This window comes from Photobacterium panuliri (assembly GCF_059920555.1).
The window spans coordinates 293,928-309,304 of the sequence record NZ_CP197193.1 but is presented as its reverse complement, the minus strand read 5'-3'; the positions used below and the strand labels follow the sequence as shown (position 1 = coordinate 309,304).

Genomic DNA, 15,377 nt, shown 5'->3' with positions numbered 1-15,377 from the left:
GAGCCGCATAATACGACTCTTATAATATTGAAGACTTGGGATATGGATTATTACGGATATATTTAGCAGAAATTTATTATTCCCAATTTACAATGCAGCCAAATCATCTTGAGTCACGCTGACCCCTTTTATTTGAGCAAATACCTTATCGCCGACCTGTAGCCGCAACTCATCAGCAGCCCATAAAGTAATGTTGGCCCACAAATTCGTCTCACCCACTCGAAGCCGCACTTCCACCTGCTGCTGATCATCGACCGGGTGGATCTTATCAACCCGTGCCGACAGAACATTACGGATACTGGTTTGCTCAGGACGAACTTTGGTAATAGAGACATCATTAGAATGAATCCTTACCCTCACCCATTCACCACGCTGGCGTTTCAGCTCCTTAACCCATAAATACGCATCGTGATTGAGCATCACCTGAGTTAGCGCATAATGGGGATGTTGGTAATTCACCCTGGCACTGAGCAATGAACTCTGCTCCCTCGGTGGAAGCCAAGGTCGCATCTCCGGTGAACCCCATACGCTGTTCACATGGCCTGAAACTAAAACCTTTCCTTGATTCAGCATCGCCATATGATCTGCAAGACGTAATATTTCATCCAGACTATGGGTAACATAGACGATTGGAATTTTGACTTCTTTCGCCAAGCGCTCCAAATACGGCATAAGTTCTTGCTTTCTGGGCAAGTCCAATGAGGCAAGAGGCTCATCCATCAGCAACATATCCGGATTTGACAACAAGGCTCGGCCAATCGCCACCCGTTGTTTCTCCCCTCCGGACAATGATGCGGGATAACGATTAAGAAGATGTTCAATCCCCAACAAGTTAACCACACTATCCCATTGGGCAGGATCGGGCTGGCGACAGCCATAGCGCAAATTGCCGCTCACCGTATAATGCGGAAACAAGCGGGCATCTTGAAACACATAGCCAATCTTGCGTTTTTCAGGCGGTAGATTGACCTGCTGCTCGCTATCAAAAAGCACATGCGAGCCAATCGTGATCACCCCGCTGTCAGGTGTACTTAACCCACTAATAATATTAATTAATGAGGTTTTACCAGCCCCAGAGCGACCAAATATGGCCGTGATCCCATGCATAGGCAACGACAGCGAAACATCCAGATCCAAATCACCCAGTGCCTTTTTCACATCAATCGTGATCATTGAGCCTCCAGCCGACGACGGGCCATTCGCGATAACCATTCAGAAACCAACAGCGATGTCAGCGCAATGATAATGGCAATCACACAAAGTCTGGCGGCTTGATCCTCGGCTCCAGGCGTTTCGATAAACGAGTACATCGCCAGTGGGATTGTTTGAGTTTCACCAGGAATGTTGGACACAAAGGTAATCGTCGCCCCGAACTCACCCAACGCACGGGCAAAGGCAAGAATAGAGCCCGTTACGATCCCCGGCATCGTCAAGGGCAGAGTGATCGTCAAAAACACTTTCAGCGGGCTTGCCCCCAAGGTACGAGCGGCCTGCTCCAATTTGCGATCCACCCCCTCCAAAGCAAGGCGTATCGCCCTAACCATCAAAGGAAATGAAACCACGGCAACGGCAATAACCGCTCCTCGCCAGCTAAAACTGAAGGTAATACCAAACCACTCATAAAAAAGCTTACCCAACACACCTTGGCGTCCCATAACAACCAACAACAGGTAGCCAATCACCACAGGCGGAAGCACCAAGGGCAAATGGATCAAGCCATCAAGCACCGACTTGCCGACAAACTGGCAACGTGCCAACAACCAAGCGCAGACGATACCCAAGGGTAAACTCACCAAAACCGAAACACCGGATATTTTCAGGCTTAACAGCAATGCCTGTAATTCATAATCCGTTAACACTAATGCGCTTCTCCAAACCCGTAACGGGCGAACACCTCTGCTGCTTGTTTTGACAGCATAAAGTGATAAAAGCCGAGTACTGTATCGATATCCCGATCTTTTACAATAGCAACAGGATAAGAAATTGGGCTATGACTGTTATCCGGCAATTCACTGACAATTTTTACCTTTTTGGAAATCATGGCATCAGTTTTATAAACCACACCCAACATCGCCTCTTTACGTTCCACCAGCAGTAGCGCAGAGCGGACATTATTGGCCTGAGCCAACAGCGGAAGCGCTTGCTGCCATAGCCCTAGGGATTCAAACGATTCCTTAGTATACAGACCTGCCGGTACATGGTTCGGATCACCCACGGCGAGTCGGGTGCCCTCAAGTGCTTGGTCAAGATCCCAATCGGCTGTCACCTCAATATGATCTTTCGGATAATCATTTGGCGCAACCACGACCAAGTGGTTTTCAAGCAGTGACTGACGGGTTTTAGGCTGGATTGTATCGATCTCTTGCAGGTAATCCATCCAGCGCTCGTTGGCTGATAAATAGATATCTGCCGGTGCCCCCTGAGCAATTTGCCGCGCCAGCGTAGACGATGATGCATACGATATACGTGCTTTTACCCCTGCCTGCTTCTCGTACAACGCAGCCACTTCATTTAGCGCGTTAGTCAACGATGACGCAGCAAATACAGTAACGGTCTCGGCGGCCTGAGTCACCATAGAAGCCAATCCCAACCCAAGCACACATAATACCTTGCCTACATAACCACATTTCATTGCTTTGTCCTCATACCTTTCAAGCCGATATATAGTAAGGTATATAACGCTATCTGAAAACACCGCGAGATAAGCATTGCATCCATATGTGCTTATTTCTGCAATAAAACGAGGTCCAAACTCCTTTTCCAAGCGCCCCCTGCCGTTTAGGTCAATTAAAATACGGGATGCAGGCCATTTGTTCGTGTCATTGTTTCAATCACGTACAGACCTGCACCACACCATTATTCCTCAAGGTGACTCTTTCTGGGGAGCAAATGAATAAGCCAGTAGCCGACGCTCATACTCAGGACCACCGCAGCAATACCATATAGATACGTAGCATCCATCTGCTCCACATCAATAATGATCACTTTCCGGGCAATCGCCATTAACGCCGTCGCCATTACTATCTTTACATGAATGACACTCTCCCGAAGGTAAATCGTAATATTGATGAATATCTCTATGGCTATCAGCACCGCCATAAACGCCCCGAAGGTCGCCAGCATGTCTGAGATAGTCAAAATATAAACAGGGGGCGTAATCAATCGTTGATATAGCGTCCACGCGACATCCAATACGCCCATCACAATGACGAAAACCATCAGAATAGATAACGAACGTACGGCGAGATGAATAACCACCTGCAACTTCTTTGACAATAGATCGTTGTTGTCGATTTTCATAACAACCCCCTCCCCGTACCTTCATCCACCTATTCCCCCACCACGGGCGAAACGAAACTATCTGGCTTCAATGTGATCACCGAACAACTCATGGTATTGAGCATGGATTCAGCCGTATTGCCCATCAAGAAGCCGGCAATTCCGGTCCGTGACAATGAACCAAGGATGACCAAATCGGTATCGCTTGTGGCGACATATCGGGGCAGCACCTCACGGGTTTCACCTTCGAGCAACTTGATATGCTTCACTATCGGTGAATTTTCATAAGGGATCAGCAATGACTTCAAACGCTCAAGCCGCTCGCTGCGCATCTGTTGTGACAGCAAGGCGATATCTAGATCCTCATAACCGCTCCACTTCCTAAGGAAACCCTCAGACTCAAGCCGCCATGCATGGACAAGGGTTAATTCAGCCCCAGTTACCGAACAAAATTCCACTGCCAAATCAACTATTTTGGCATTAAATTCCTGATAGTCCTGATTAGCCAAATCTATCGCCGCCACAACCTGCTTAACAGGTTGCGAATGGGTACTTATCGACCAAATGGGCACGGCGGATTTACGCATCAAATGAAGAGTATTACTACCACGCTTGCATGCATCGGTTTTGTTGGCACGGTGGGAGTCGATGATCACCAAGGATGAATGACTGGCATTCGCTTCCTTGACAATTTCGATAAATGGTACGCCTATTCGTATTTTGATATTGAAACAGATGTTTGGATATTGCTTCTTGAGCACATGGACGTGCTCCTTGAGTGCATCGTGATATATCTTGGTGGCCTTATCCAGTAGATCAAGGGTCGTACATGAATAACGAGATATTTCTTTTAACTCGGCAAGATCTTCTATCACGCTCAGCAACGTTACCTGTGCTGCGCACTGATTGGCAAATCTAAACGCTTGATGGAACGAATCATTGAGCGCCTGCTCAGGCGCGATAGGAACAAGGATAGGACTGAAACTCATGTTGCCTCCTTACACTGTTCAATGTGACTAAAAGGTTAAAGCAACCATGCAAAATTACCTGTCTAAAGTATAATTAATTCTTTAAATAGTATGTATTGAGAAAAATCTATACCTCTGGTTATGACTCAGCATCTTCGTCGACGCCTCTCTAATTTCAGAAGCTTACGTGTTTTTTTAACGGTCTACGAAACGGGATCGATTACCAAGGCTGCCAACCAATTAAATTTAACCCAGCCAACCGTCTCTATCCAATTACGACAGCTTTCTGATTTAATTGATATGCCGCTCTACCAAATAGTCGGCAAGCGCATTGTCTTTACACAGGCAGCCGACATACTGGCCAAATACAGTGAGGAACTCTTCAACACCCTAGACAGACTGGAGATTGATCTTGCAGACCTGAAGCAACTCAAAGCTGGCACATTGAAAGTAGCCGTCGTTACTTCAGCCAAATATTTCATCCCCCACCTGCTAGGCAGTTTTTGCCAATGCTACCCACTGGTGGATATTGACCTCAAAGTTGCCAACCGTGAAAAAATCCTGAGCCGATACCAGCAAGGTCGCGATGACCTCTACCTATTTAGTCACCTTGAACCAGACATGCCACCATTCGCTACTCGTTTCTTGCCCAATCGCTTATATCCCATCGCCCCTACTGGCCATCCTCTGACTTTGCAAAAAGAGATTTCACCCAAATCTTTACTCCAATACCCATGGCTATCCCGTGAGCTAGGATCTGGAACACGCCATGCTATTGACCAGCATTTTAAGACCCTCAACATCACGTTTAACCCGCAGCTGGTTATCGAAAGCAACGAAGCGATCAAGCATTGCGTCATGGCGGGAATGGGGTTAGCGATCCTTTCGGAATACGCCCTCAAAGAGAGCATCGATAATCAATTTGAGCTGCTATCTGTTAAATCATTTCCAATTACCACCTACTGGCATATTGTCAAACCTCCGCACCGCCATGAGACCCCGTTAAGCAAAGCTTTCATAAAACATGTTACCGATAATATTTGAGTCCTCCGCGCTAAATACTGCATTCAAATACAACCTAGGTATATAATTCCGTCGAATAAGCCGTTATTAATGACGGTTGTATAACAACAGGTGTGAATTTTGAAACTTCTTGGTTTACTTTTCTATTGGGTCGGGTGCATTTTTTCCATCGGCTATCTTCTTAATATGGCCGAATGGCAACAGTTTTATGATAGCCAATCAGTCATCACTACGTTTCTACCGACATTCTGTGCTTTTTTCATTCGCCCATCAGAATCTGCCGCAATAACCTCAACGCGCTGCATGTATATCTGCTGGATCAGCGCTGGATTAACGACGGTATACGGGCTCATTCGAATCTTTGGCCACTATCCAATCGATCTGGATGCGGTATTGGCGGGCTGCAGCGTTGCCTTGCTGCCTATTTTCTATGCTTTCATTTTCACCGTGATTGCTTTCCCAATCACGATCAAAATAAAGCCTTCAGCATAATAATAAAAAAATACCCAAGCTTATTTTATCAGCTTGGGTATCCATTCATTACGCGGGTTGTTCAACCTTCTTCACTCGAAGTTTATTGCGGTTATCACGGCTGCTGCGAATCAATTCGTCACCTTGTGCCATATTTTCAGACTTAGCCAGACGGTCATACAGTAATACATTGACCGATGCGGCCAAATTCATGCAACCAACCGTCGGCACATAAACAACATGATCCGCCCTGTCGGTAATATCTTGTGAAATGCTGCCATCTTCTGGGCCAAAAATATAAATGGCTTTCTTGGGATGCTGGAACTGAGGAAGCGGCGTCGCCCCCAATGCCAATTCAACGCATACAATTTCCGTATCTGCCGGTAGATCATCCAACAGTGAGTCCCCGCCTGAAAGAGGAATAGTGTGACTGACACTTTTGGTGTCTGTAATGAACTTCATCGCCCGATCATAACGCTGGCCGGTATATTTCACTTCGTCAGCCTGATAGCACCCTGCAGCCCGCATCACTGCTCCTACATTCTCGGGGCTTTTCGGGTTAAGTAATCCTATGGTTATGCGGGTATCTTTCATGTCGCGTTTCTCTGATCTGCATTGTCTGGCAAGGGCTGCCAGATTAGGCTTGGCATTCTACCAAAGCCACTTCGAATTCAAAAGGCGCAGCAAAACAAGTCCCACCCATGGCAAGGGTGACTATGCCAACTCGCCTTCTGGATGTCATTCTGCGCACGCTGAATGCGTCATCTTGATGTGACTTAGGTATATTGTTATTTCAATCAATATATTGCCTTTCTACGCATCACCATAGATACTAAGACGCTGATATAAAGGACTTATACCCGATGGGTTAAGCAACCAATCATCCAATTATAATAGTGACAATTATCAATGATGCTTTTAACAATGAAATTTGCCGATTTGGCTATGGCCGTTTGCGGCGTATTAATTGGCGGCGGTATCGCAATGAAAATAGCGCGGGTACTCGATGTCAGTATGCTAATGGGCGCGGTTTGCCTAGCGTCATGGAGCTATTTCGGCTATAAGCTCACTCATTATCATGGGCCTTATTTTATCCCTGCGGTAATTCTGACTATTTTATCACCGTTCCTGATCATGCCCTTGCTTTCACTCCTTTCCAAAGCTCTGGTTTGGGCCTTAAAAGGCTGGACCCAATCCAAATAAACAACCAATCCCAATAAACAAGGTGAAAACCAAGCTATCTCAAGATACCTGAGGATACTCTTCCACCTGGAACACTATTCCATCTAGGACACTATGGGTTTAGCATCCCGTCGGCACTCGGTAAAAAAATAGGCCCTACAGAAAAACCATAGGGCCATTTATTGCCTTGCTGGCGATCTCGCTATGATGCCACTTTAGGCTTAGGCTTAAACAGAGCCAGCAATGGGATCAGGCACAAATATGAGATCAGCAAAAAGCCAAACGTGTAGACAAAGGCCGTCAGCGTAGATTGCTGGTGCAACATATTTTGGATTTGAACCAAAAACGCCGGATCGGTAATGGTTGTACCTTGAGCCTGAGCGGCCTGTTGCAACGCCGGGTTAGTTGGCGACAACGCCCCGCCTAACGCATGCCACTCCTGCTGCTGAGTGCGCGAGAAGTAGGTATTCACAATAGAGATACCAAAAGAGCCGCCGATTGTCCGGCACAAGTTATAAATCACTGCCCCGCCCACAGTATCTTTCGGCGCCAATGTCGCATAGGCCAACTGGCTCAACGGTGCAAATACCAACCCCATGCCCGCGCCTTGAATGATACTCGGCAACAAAATCCAGTAGATATTGATTTCCAATGAATACTGGGTCATCAAGTAAGTACCCAGGGCATTCAAGGAAAGTCCAATCACAATCAGAACCCGGGCATCTAACCTATCGATAAATCTCGCTATCAATAGCAAGACAATCGCCGACGATAGACCCCGTGGCGCCATCACAAAACCCGTGGTTTCAACCGGGTAGTTCAGCAACTGCTCAAGCATCATGGGCTGCAGCTGAGTGATACCGAACATCCCCATTGAGAAACCCGCCATCACGATACACGACATGGCAAGATTGCGGTCCCGCAGCAACCAAACGGGCGCGATGTCCCCCTTGGTGACAATGGATCGGGCCACGAAAAACACAATAGCTATCGCACTGATAATGGCCGAGAACAGGATCATATTAGATTCAAACCATGAGTCCTCGTTACCTCGGTCAAGCACCATCTGCAGCAAGCCAATCCCTATTGTCATGGCAACCACCAGCGGCCAGTCAATGCTGGTTTTAGCTCGGCCGTCGAGTTTGACAAAGAAATAAATCAACGCGAGACAGATAGCACCGATAGGCAAGTTGACGTAGAAAATCCAACGCCAATCCATATTCTCGGTGATCACCCCACCCAACGTCGGACCAAGGATCGGCCCTAGAAGTACCCCGACACTGAACAATGCCATCGCCTTACCGCGCTGATTAGCCGGGTATATCTGCACCATAATGGATTGAGATAACGGAATGACCGAGGCACCGAATGCCCCTTGCATCACCCGGAAGACTACCATTTCGGCGATAGAATCCGCTTGTCCGCACAATGCCGAAGTAACGACGAAACCGACAACCGACATCAGCAGGAGCTTACGCACCCCGAACTTGAGAGCCAAGAAACTGGCCAGTGGGATAAATATTGCCTCGGCCATCGAGTAGGACGTCAGTACCCAAGTGATTTGATCCGAAGTGACACCCAGAGCCCCCATCATATGCGGCAAGGCAACATTGGCAATCGTCATATCCAGCAACACCATGATTGCCGATAGCATCACTGCCAATGTCACTAAGGTACGGCTGCCTTCACTCATTACCTGCGAGTCATCATTGTTACTCGCAGTGTGTGGAATTTCAGCCATATGTTTACTGCTCTTGAGGGTTTGAAACGGTATCGACCGTTACCGTTGCACTCGCCCCGACACGCAAAGGAAAATCAGGGTGTTCAGCCTCATTGCTCAGGCGGATAAGTACCGGGAATCGCTGCGGAACTTTAACCCAGTTACCTGTCGCGTTTTCCGGTGGTAGCAGTGAAAAAGAAGAACCACTGGCCGGCGAAATTGCTTCAATAGTGCCGTGGTATTCAGCTTTTGGATACAGATCCAATTCAATACTGGCCGGCATACCACTTGTAATACGCTCCAATTGAGTTTCTTTGAAGTTTGCCTGTACCCAGAACGTATTGTCTTCAACTAACGGTACCAATGCCTGGCCCGGTGAAACCACACTACCGGCATGCGCACTCAACTTACCAAGGCTGCCACTGCGAGGAGCGAAAATATTGGTGTATGACAGTGACAATGTTGCTTGGCTAAGCGCTGATGCGGCTTTCTTAACTTCCGGAGCCTCAGTGCCTTTAGCCCCTTGCGATTTGATCAACTGCGACATCTTAGCGCGTGCCGCAATCACATTTTCTTCCGCAGAAGAGAGCTTAGCCTGAACGTCATCAAGTTGCTGTGCAGGCAGCAATTGTTTAGTAACCAGATCCTTAATGCGATGGTAGGTTGCCTGCGCATCGGAAAGCTGTGCGACAGCACTTTTCACATTGGCGCTCGCCGCCAAGATCGCATCATCAGTCGCTGCATTATTCTGCAAGGCCATCTCATAGGCGGCGCGTGCCTCGTCTAACTGAGCCTGAAACGGGGCCGGATCGATCTGTATCAACAAATCACCTTTGCTGACTTTTTGGTAATCGACAATATTTGTAGTTAGCACCTTTCCGCTGACTTGCGGGGCAATGTAGATAATGTTGGCATGCACATAGGCATCATCGGTACTTGGGTAGTTCTTTTGATGCTCAATGTAGAAATAACTCAGTACTGCCAGAATAATTAACACAAAGGATGTAACAGCTAAATTACGTACAAAATGGGAAGGCGTTGAATTTTCACTCATTATTATAACCAGTTGGTTGCCATTTGGGGCTGACGCGCTAACGTTCAGCGCTCGTGATTGAATATATTATTGTTTTCACAAATATTAGATCCAGATCACAATACCAACAACGAATAACATGAACTAATAATGCAATCTTTCATTCCATTACCGTCCACGCGAGCACTTTTCTCCCCTCACTAGTAGTACAGAATACGCTTTCTACTCCCATCCCCCGACGGGAGCAAGAGACCGGGCATATTTCACAAGCGTATAATTTTCAAATAATTACCCATATAATGTTAGATTCATCAATCATTGTTTCCGCCCCTGTGCTAACTATAACTACAAGGCATTTACCGCTATGGGAAAATCCCGTCTCTCTTTTCGCGTTGACGAAGCTCTCAGCCAAGTACATCCCGCTACCGATTATCTGGTTATTGATACGGATGAGCCTCTGGGTAGCTGGCAAACCATCGCCACCGCTTACCCTAATGTCAAAAAAATCAAAATAGCAGAATTTGACAGTGCAAATGGCAAACAGGTCATTGATGCAGACTTTTTCAATGCATTCCCTTCACTTGAATGCCTTATCACCGATACCGACGAAGGTCTGGATACTGATTTCACCGATGTCACCCCATCAATGCTTCACGCATTGAACTCACTGGAACTTGAGCGATGCTCAAACCAGAACATCTCATTGCTTGGGCAATTGCCACAATTAAAGCAATTGGACATCACTCTGGACACGGTTGACGTTGCCTTCTATGCAGATGCCAACTCAGGACTCGAAACAGTAAAGATCAGCCTAAGCCCACTCTGCCGAACCCTAGATATCGACCTTGCCGCCACCGCAATACTCTCGATGAATATCGGCGGGCACGGATATAGGTTCGAACTACCAAACATTACAGATATAAAAACGCTTCGTCTTCCGGCTAGCCTGAATGCACTTCAAGTCTCTATCAGTACGGATAAAGCACTACCTGCAGATATGCTGACCACTAACGTACAGCTTGAGTCATTAACCATCGAGCAGCATGGCGGGTATCTTGCCCCTTCGTTGCTAGCTAACATCAGCAATATCACCCATTGCAAATTCGAATTAAAAAACTTAAGCGCCCCCGTTCCCAGTGCGTTATTTGCCAATATCAAACAGATGCATAAGCTTCGGCTACAGCTCGACAGTATCGAACTCGAAGCCCCACTATTGCCACTAGGCTTGCCCCTTGCTGAATTGTTTGTCTACGGCGAGCAGACTGATCTGGCCCCGTTGGCGAACCTGCACCTGCCAAAGCTCAAACAATTGTGGATGGGCAATATAAACGCAATCGGATTACCTGAATGGCTCGCAGGCTGCCAAGAATTAAACGACTTGAATATCGCTATTGGTGATGCCAGCGCACTCCCTGCTCTCCCTCAACTGAAAACGCTAACTCTGCGAGGGCTTGCCGGCAATTCGCTACCAGCGACAATCACGACCCACCAAACACTCCAAACGCTCAATCTGCTCGCCTGTCACAAGGCAGACTTGGGTGATATCAGCCAAATGTCTTCATTGGAGTCAATCTGGATCGAACCTTGGGAACACGAATATTGCAACCTCCCGTCTCTGCACGGTTTGGAACACCTGCCACGCCTCAAGGCGCTAAGACTGGATATCACCCCCAAGCATGTCGAACCGGTATGGCTGGCATTGCCGCCAGAGGTCGAGATTTCAATCCATCACTCGCATATTGTCAGTGAAATGGCCATTCTGCGCGACAGCGGGCTTCCCCCTACGCAGTGCCTAAGATGGCTAAATACTCTGCTTGGCATCAATAAACCGGGAGAACTACCGGAAATGCCAGCCGAGTTCCATTTGACCTTGATGGCAGCCAAATACAACCGCTTCAAAGCCCAGCATAAAAACTGGCTGCGACAGCTCGCGGAAAGCAATGAAGAGCTGAAGCCGCTCAATGCCAATAGCGTACTGTTCATCTGTGGCCGCAGCGGGATCAAAGCGGGTGAAATCAAGTCAAAAGCCACTGAGCTAGGCTTTAGCGTTAGCAAAAAGCTCGATGGCAACGTAACCCACGTATTGATTGGCACTGCGCCCAAAGACATTTCATTACTGGATCTCGAGCGCCATACGCTCATTGACGACACCAGCCTACAGAATTATTTCACCACCCAGGCTCCGAAGTTCCTTCAGCAGCAAGGCAATGAAACAATGGGCGATTCCATTCTCGCTATGCTTGCCTCACCGGAAGAAGCCACCCACCAAGTCGCGGTTCAACTCCTCGAACAAGGCGGTATTACCGATGAATTGCACTTACCGCTATTCTTGATCCTCAAAACAACCGCCGACAACAACCTACGCAAACAGATCAAACAACTGCTTGCTGGCCACGGCGATGAGGCATTCCAGTTGGCTGTCAACGACAGGATCCTCTTCCATTCAGTTCGAGGAAGGGATGACTACAACAACTTCTACGGGCAAGGGCAATTCGTAGAGAAACTCAAGGCACAGCGCAAAAAATGGGGCGAAACACTCTGTAACGCATTTGCCAAGAGCTACTTTGACCGTTATGGCGAGGGGTTGATGTATGTACTCATGCAGAAAAAACCTACCCCGCAGCTACTGGCGATCTGGGAGTCGCTGATCCAAAACGGGACTTTCGACCTTCGGCGCGGCGCGGGTTTTGATACCATCATGCAATACTGGCACGACAAAGAACCGGCAAACTACCATTGGCATCCAACATACTATGCCAACCGCTTTGGCAAACTTGGAGCCGCCAAATTTGAGCTGCCAGCAGAGCTAACCGGACGGAGCGATATCACCCGTTTGGATTTGGGGAACTGCCTGCTGAGTGACCTGCCGAAAGGCATCGAACACTACCGTCATATTCGTAGCCTGAGCCTATCCGGTAATGTTTTCAAGGCTCTGCCAGAGAGCGTCGCCGCCTTTAGTGAGTTGGAAGAGCTGGATCTGTCGTTCAACCATTTCCGTCACTTCCCAGAGGTACTCTTTAAGCTAACGAACCTCAAACGACTCGATTTCCGACGTGCCACTAGTCCTGATCTCAATACCGGTTACGATGCCAACTATCACATTGTGGCAATACCGCAGGCTTTCCGCGATGCCTTCCCTGAATGTGAAATCCTACAAGACCAGTAATGAACAGAATAATGAATAACTCAATCACCGACTATCTTGAAGATGAAAACTTGCCGCTGAATAGCGGCATACAGCCTAACGTTACTACGCTGTACTACCGCCTTACCCATAGCCACCCAGCATGGGAGGAATTGGCATGCAAGTACCCCAACCTAGAAGAGCTAAATCTCAATTACTATTGCGAAGAGGAAAATGCTCGCCTTCCTGATGCCGGTCTGTTTTCCTGCTTTCCCAAACTAAAACAGCTCTCGTGCTCCAGGCTGCCTCTCATATTGACGCCCGAGCAAATCCCTCACTTGATGGCTTTGGAAGAAGTCAACAATGCCAATATTCTTGATGCAACAAGCTTTGAGGTACTCACCGGCCTACCCGCTATCCGAAAGCTGGATATATGCTATTGCGGCAAAGACAGCACATTATCCACGGCCCGCAGCCAATCACTGACATCCCTGAGGATACGCCCAGAGGCACACTTAACCCATCTGGTCATCAACCAAAGTGAGGCCCTCACCCATTTTGACCTTTACCGACCACAAGAGGGTAACGGGCGTGATCTATTCATATCACTACCACCATCGGTAACCTCTCTTAATTTGCACTTACACGCCAATGTAACGCTAGATTCACCGCTACCTAACCTTGGTTACGCCGTGCTTTCTGGCTGTCTTCCTGACGCCCTGCAATACAGCAAGCAGCTTAACTGGCTCACGCTTAACTATTTTGTCGGAGACACCTTGCCACATTGGCTCGCCGAGCTACCAGAATTAACAAGGCTCTCACTCTTTAGCCCAAATCTTGCGGATCTGGGTGAAATAGACAAACTCACCAGCCTCAATCACCTTGAATTGGAATTACACACCTATGATAGGAGCAATCCTTTCAAAGCTCCCAAGCTAGGTGGCCTGGCCAATGCGCCAGCACTGACGACCTTGAAAATAGAGCTAAGTGCCAAACCTCAGGATGTTAGTAATCTTGTGGATCTCATTAACCTCCCTGAGCATATCGAACTCACAATGGGGATATTCAACAACATCAGCCGGGGCGATCAACTGCAAAAATTGCGGGGTATTCTGAAAAACGCCGAATTGAGCAATGCGGAAAAACGCCACTACTGGCACCTGCTGATGGCCATCGACAAGCCCAAAAACCTCTCCAATGATGACTTGGATGCACGCTTCCACCTCACATTCATGGAAGCCAAATACACACCGCTCAAGGCCCTGGCGCAAGAATGGCTACGTCAGCGCGCCCTCGCGGATATAGCCCGCCAGCCTTTGACTGCCAACTCGGTGTTATTTCTTTGTGGCAAAAGCGGCTTCAAGGCTTCAGAGTTAAAGGAGAAGTCTGCTGAACTGGGCTTTAGCATCAGTAAGAAACTGGATGCTAAAGTCACCCATATCCTGCTGGGGAACAACCCGAAACAGACAGCCACTATCGATGTAGACACGCACTGTATTATTGACGATAGCGCCCTCAGCCAGTGGTTCAGCAATGCTGCCCCTAAATTCTTGCAGCAAGACACCGCTGCTCCTATGCAAGAAAACATGCTGGAGATGCTGAGTTCCCCTGACGAAGCAAGTCATTTGGTTGCGCTTCAGCTACTCGAACAAGGCGGCGTGACCGATGAAATGCTAATGCCGCTATTCCTGATCCTAAAAACAACCGACAACAAATCGCTGCGCAAGCAGATTCAGGCCTTGCTTGCAGGTTTTGGCAATAACGAGTTCCAACTGGCGGTACAGGACAAAGTATTCTTCGATGGAAAAATGCGTGGTACGGATACCTACGGCGAACTAATCGGCGAAGGGCCGGTGCTCAAAAAGCTCAAAGGGTTGAAAAAACGCTGGGGCAAAACACTGTGCGATGCGTTTTCCCTGCTGTACTTCAACCGCTTTGGTGATGGACTGCTATGGCTACTCAGCCATAAGGAAGATTCTGATATCCGAGACAAGGCAATAGCGCAGCTGATTGAAGGGGAATGCCTCAATTGGCACAAAGGCTGTGGCTTTGCCCGCATGCTAAATGCCCGTAGTGAAAATGAACGCACAGAGTGTCATTGGGCACCGGAAATTTATCTGTCCAGCAGTGAATTGAGCAGCCTGCACACTCGGTTACCTGCTGAGCTACCCAAACAACAAGCGATCACCGAGCTGAATTTACACAACTGCCTGCTGTACAAGTTACCGACAAACATTGAGCAATATACACATGTAACGCGACTGAACCTCAGCTTCAACCCTTTACGGGCACTACCCGCCTCATTGGCCAAGCTGAACCATTTGCAGGAGCTTGATCTCTCTTATTGTCATTTCGATGAATTCCCAGAGGTATTGTTCAAGCTAAAACAACTCAAACGACTGGATCTGCGCCGAGGTAGCCGCCCTGAATATCGTCACGGCTATAGTACCCAACATGGTTATGAATCGCTCCGCGCTCCAAAAGCCTTCCGCGATGCATTCCCCGAATGCGAAATCCTAGAAGACGAGTTGGTATAATCAATCCCGCATAAAAAAATCCTCCCCATCAAAAGGGAGG

At 47.9% G+C, this 15,377-nt stretch carries 13 protein-coding genes; 4 read left to right on the top strand and 9 right to left on the bottom strand.

All coding sequences use genetic code 11. The features are described 5' to 3' along the window. Positions 1-87: 87 nt before the first annotated feature. The 5 genes from modC to ACSF8X_RS17505 form a co-directional block, all read right to left on the bottom strand. On the bottom strand, positions 88-1,173 hold the full coding sequence (gene modC, locus ACSF8X_RS17525; protein WP_500851829.1) for a molybdenum ABC transporter ATP-binding protein ModC: 1,086 nt from the start codon (positions 1,171-1,173) through the stop codon (positions 88-90). Next, on the bottom strand, positions 1,170-1,859 hold the full coding sequence (gene modB, locus ACSF8X_RS17520) for a molybdate ABC transporter permease subunit (protein ID WP_500851828.1): 690 nt from the start codon (positions 1,857-1,859) through the stop codon (positions 1,170-1,172). The genes modC and modB overlap by 4 nt, the downstream gene beginning before the upstream one ends. Continuing rightward, the gene (modA, locus tag ACSF8X_RS17515) at positions 1,859-2,632 is read right to left on the bottom strand and encodes a molybdate ABC transporter substrate-binding protein (protein WP_500851827.1); all 774 of its coding nucleotides are present in this window, start codon (positions 2,630-2,632) and stop codon (positions 1,859-1,861) included. Before modA ends, modB begins: the two co-directional genes overlap by 1 nt. Positions 2,633-2,856: 224 nt before the next feature. Then, positions 2,857-3,300 (bottom strand): phosphate-starvation-inducible PsiE family protein, encoded by a 444-nt coding sequence (locus ACSF8X_RS17510; protein ID WP_500851826.1) that lies wholly within the window; start codon positions 3,298-3,300, stop codon positions 2,857-2,859. Positions 3,301-3,329: 29 nt separating this feature from the next. After that, positions 3,330-4,268, bottom strand: coding sequence for a universal stress protein (locus ACSF8X_RS17505; RefSeq protein ID WP_047879903.1), 939 nt, complete (start codon positions 4,266-4,268; stop codon positions 3,330-3,332). A 120-nt stretch (positions 4,269-4,388) separates the two neighbouring features. On the opposite strand from ACSF8X_RS17505, the gene ACSF8X_RS17500 reads away from it, so the two are divergent. Further along, positions 4,389-5,291 carry a LysR family transcriptional regulator gene (locus tag ACSF8X_RS17500; protein WP_047879902.1) on the top strand — a complete coding sequence of 301 codons (903 nt, stop codon included), beginning with the start codon at positions 4,389-4,391 and terminating at the stop codon, positions 5,289-5,291. 185 nt (positions 5,292-5,476) lie between these two features. On the opposite strand, the gene ACSF8X_RS17495 is transcribed toward ACSF8X_RS17500, so the two are convergent. Both ACSF8X_RS17495 and ACSF8X_RS17490 read right to left on the bottom strand, forming a co-directional pair. Beyond that, positions 5,477-5,623 carry a hypothetical protein gene (locus tag ACSF8X_RS17495; protein WP_500851825.1) on the bottom strand — a complete coding sequence of 49 codons (147 nt, stop codon included), beginning with the start codon at positions 5,621-5,623 and terminating at the stop codon, positions 5,477-5,479. A gap of 187 nt (positions 5,624-5,810) precedes the next feature. Continuing rightward, on the bottom strand, positions 5,811-6,335 hold the full coding sequence (locus tag ACSF8X_RS17490; RefSeq protein ID WP_047879900.1) for an RNA methyltransferase: 525 nt from the start codon (positions 6,333-6,335) through the stop codon (positions 5,811-5,813). Positions 6,336-6,665: 330 nt separating this feature from the next. On the opposite strand from ACSF8X_RS17490, the gene ACSF8X_RS17485 reads away from it, so the two are divergent. Continuing rightward, positions 6,666-6,944, top strand: a complete 279-nt coding sequence (locus tag ACSF8X_RS17485) for a hypothetical protein (RefSeq protein ID WP_047879899.1) — start codon at positions 6,666-6,668, stop codon at positions 6,942-6,944. 181 nt (positions 6,945-7,125) lie between these two features. Here ACSF8X_RS17485 and ACSF8X_RS17480 read toward each other — a convergent pair whose 3' ends face one another. Together ACSF8X_RS17480 and ACSF8X_RS17475 are read right to left on the bottom strand one after the other, a co-directional pair. Beyond that, on the bottom strand, positions 7,126-8,664 hold the full coding sequence (locus ACSF8X_RS17480) for a DHA2 family efflux MFS transporter permease subunit (protein ID WP_500851824.1): 1,539 nt from the start codon (positions 8,662-8,664) through the stop codon (positions 7,126-7,128). A 4-nt stretch (positions 8,665-8,668) separates the two neighbouring features. Further along, the gene (locus ACSF8X_RS17475) at positions 8,669-9,697 is read right to left on the bottom strand and encodes an HlyD family secretion protein (protein WP_047879897.1); all 1,029 of its coding nucleotides are present in this window, start codon (positions 9,695-9,697) and stop codon (positions 8,669-8,671) included. A gap of 343 nt (positions 9,698-10,040) precedes the next feature. Between ACSF8X_RS17475 and ACSF8X_RS17470 the strand changes: the two genes are divergently transcribed. Both ACSF8X_RS17470 and ACSF8X_RS17465 read left to right on the top strand, forming a co-directional pair. Next, entirely contained in the window at positions 10,041-12,842 is a 2,802-nt protein-coding gene (locus ACSF8X_RS17470; RefSeq protein ID WP_500851823.1) for a leucine-rich repeat domain-containing protein, read from the top strand. Positions 12,843-12,853: 11 nt separating this feature from the next. Further along, positions 12,854-15,337, top strand: coding sequence for a leucine-rich repeat domain-containing protein (locus ACSF8X_RS17465; protein WP_500851822.1), 2,484 nt, complete (start codon positions 12,854-12,856; stop codon positions 15,335-15,337). The last annotated feature ends 40 nt before the right edge of the window (positions 15,338-15,377 follow it).

What these genes read in the sequence shown, in the direction of transcription:
- modC (WP_500851829.1), bottom strand. Translation starts at nt 1,173, where the DNA reads ATGATCACGATTGATGTGAAAAAGGCACTGGGTGATTTGGATCTGGAT.
- ACSF8X_RS17470 (WP_500851823.1), top strand. Translation starts at nt 10,041, where the DNA reads ATGGGAAAATCCCGTCTCTCTTTTCGCGTTGACGAAGCTCTCAGCCAA.
- ACSF8X_RS17465 (WP_500851822.1), top strand. Translation starts at nt 12,854, where the DNA reads ATGAATAACTCAATCACCGACTATCTTGAAGATGAAAACTTGCCGCTG.
- ACSF8X_RS17485 (WP_047879899.1), top strand. Translation starts at nt 6,666, where the DNA reads ATGAAATTTGCCGATTTGGCTATGGCCGTTTGCGGCGTATTAATTGGC.
- ACSF8X_RS17475 (WP_047879897.1), bottom strand. Translation starts at nt 9,697, where the DNA reads ATGAGTGAAAATTCAACGCCTTCCCATTTTGTACGTAATTTAGCTGTT.
- ACSF8X_RS17480 (WP_500851824.1), bottom strand. Translation starts at nt 8,664, where the DNA reads ATGGCTGAAATTCCACACACTGCGAGTAACAATGATGACTCGCAGGTA.
- ACSF8X_RS17510 (WP_500851826.1), bottom strand. Translation starts at nt 3,300, where the DNA reads ATGAAAATCGACAACAACGATCTATTGTCAAAGAAGTTGCAGGTGGTT.
- modA (WP_500851827.1), bottom strand. Translation starts at nt 2,632, where the DNA reads ATGAAATGTGGTTATGTAGGCAAGGTATTATGTGTGCTTGGGTTGGGA.
- ACSF8X_RS17505 (WP_047879903.1), bottom strand. Translation starts at nt 4,268, where the DNA reads ATGAGTTTCAGTCCTATCCTTGTTCCTATCGCGCCTGAGCAGGCGCTC.
- ACSF8X_RS17495 (WP_500851825.1), bottom strand. Translation starts at nt 5,623, where the DNA reads ATGAGCCCGTATACCGTCGTTAATCCAGCGCTGATCCAGCAGATATAC.
- ACSF8X_RS17490 (WP_047879900.1), bottom strand. Translation starts at nt 6,335, where the DNA reads ATGAAAGATACCCGCATAACCATAGGATTACTTAACCCGAAAAGCCCC.
- ACSF8X_RS17500 (WP_047879902.1), top strand. Translation starts at nt 4,389, where the DNA reads ATGACTCAGCATCTTCGTCGACGCCTCTCTAATTTCAGAAGCTTACGT.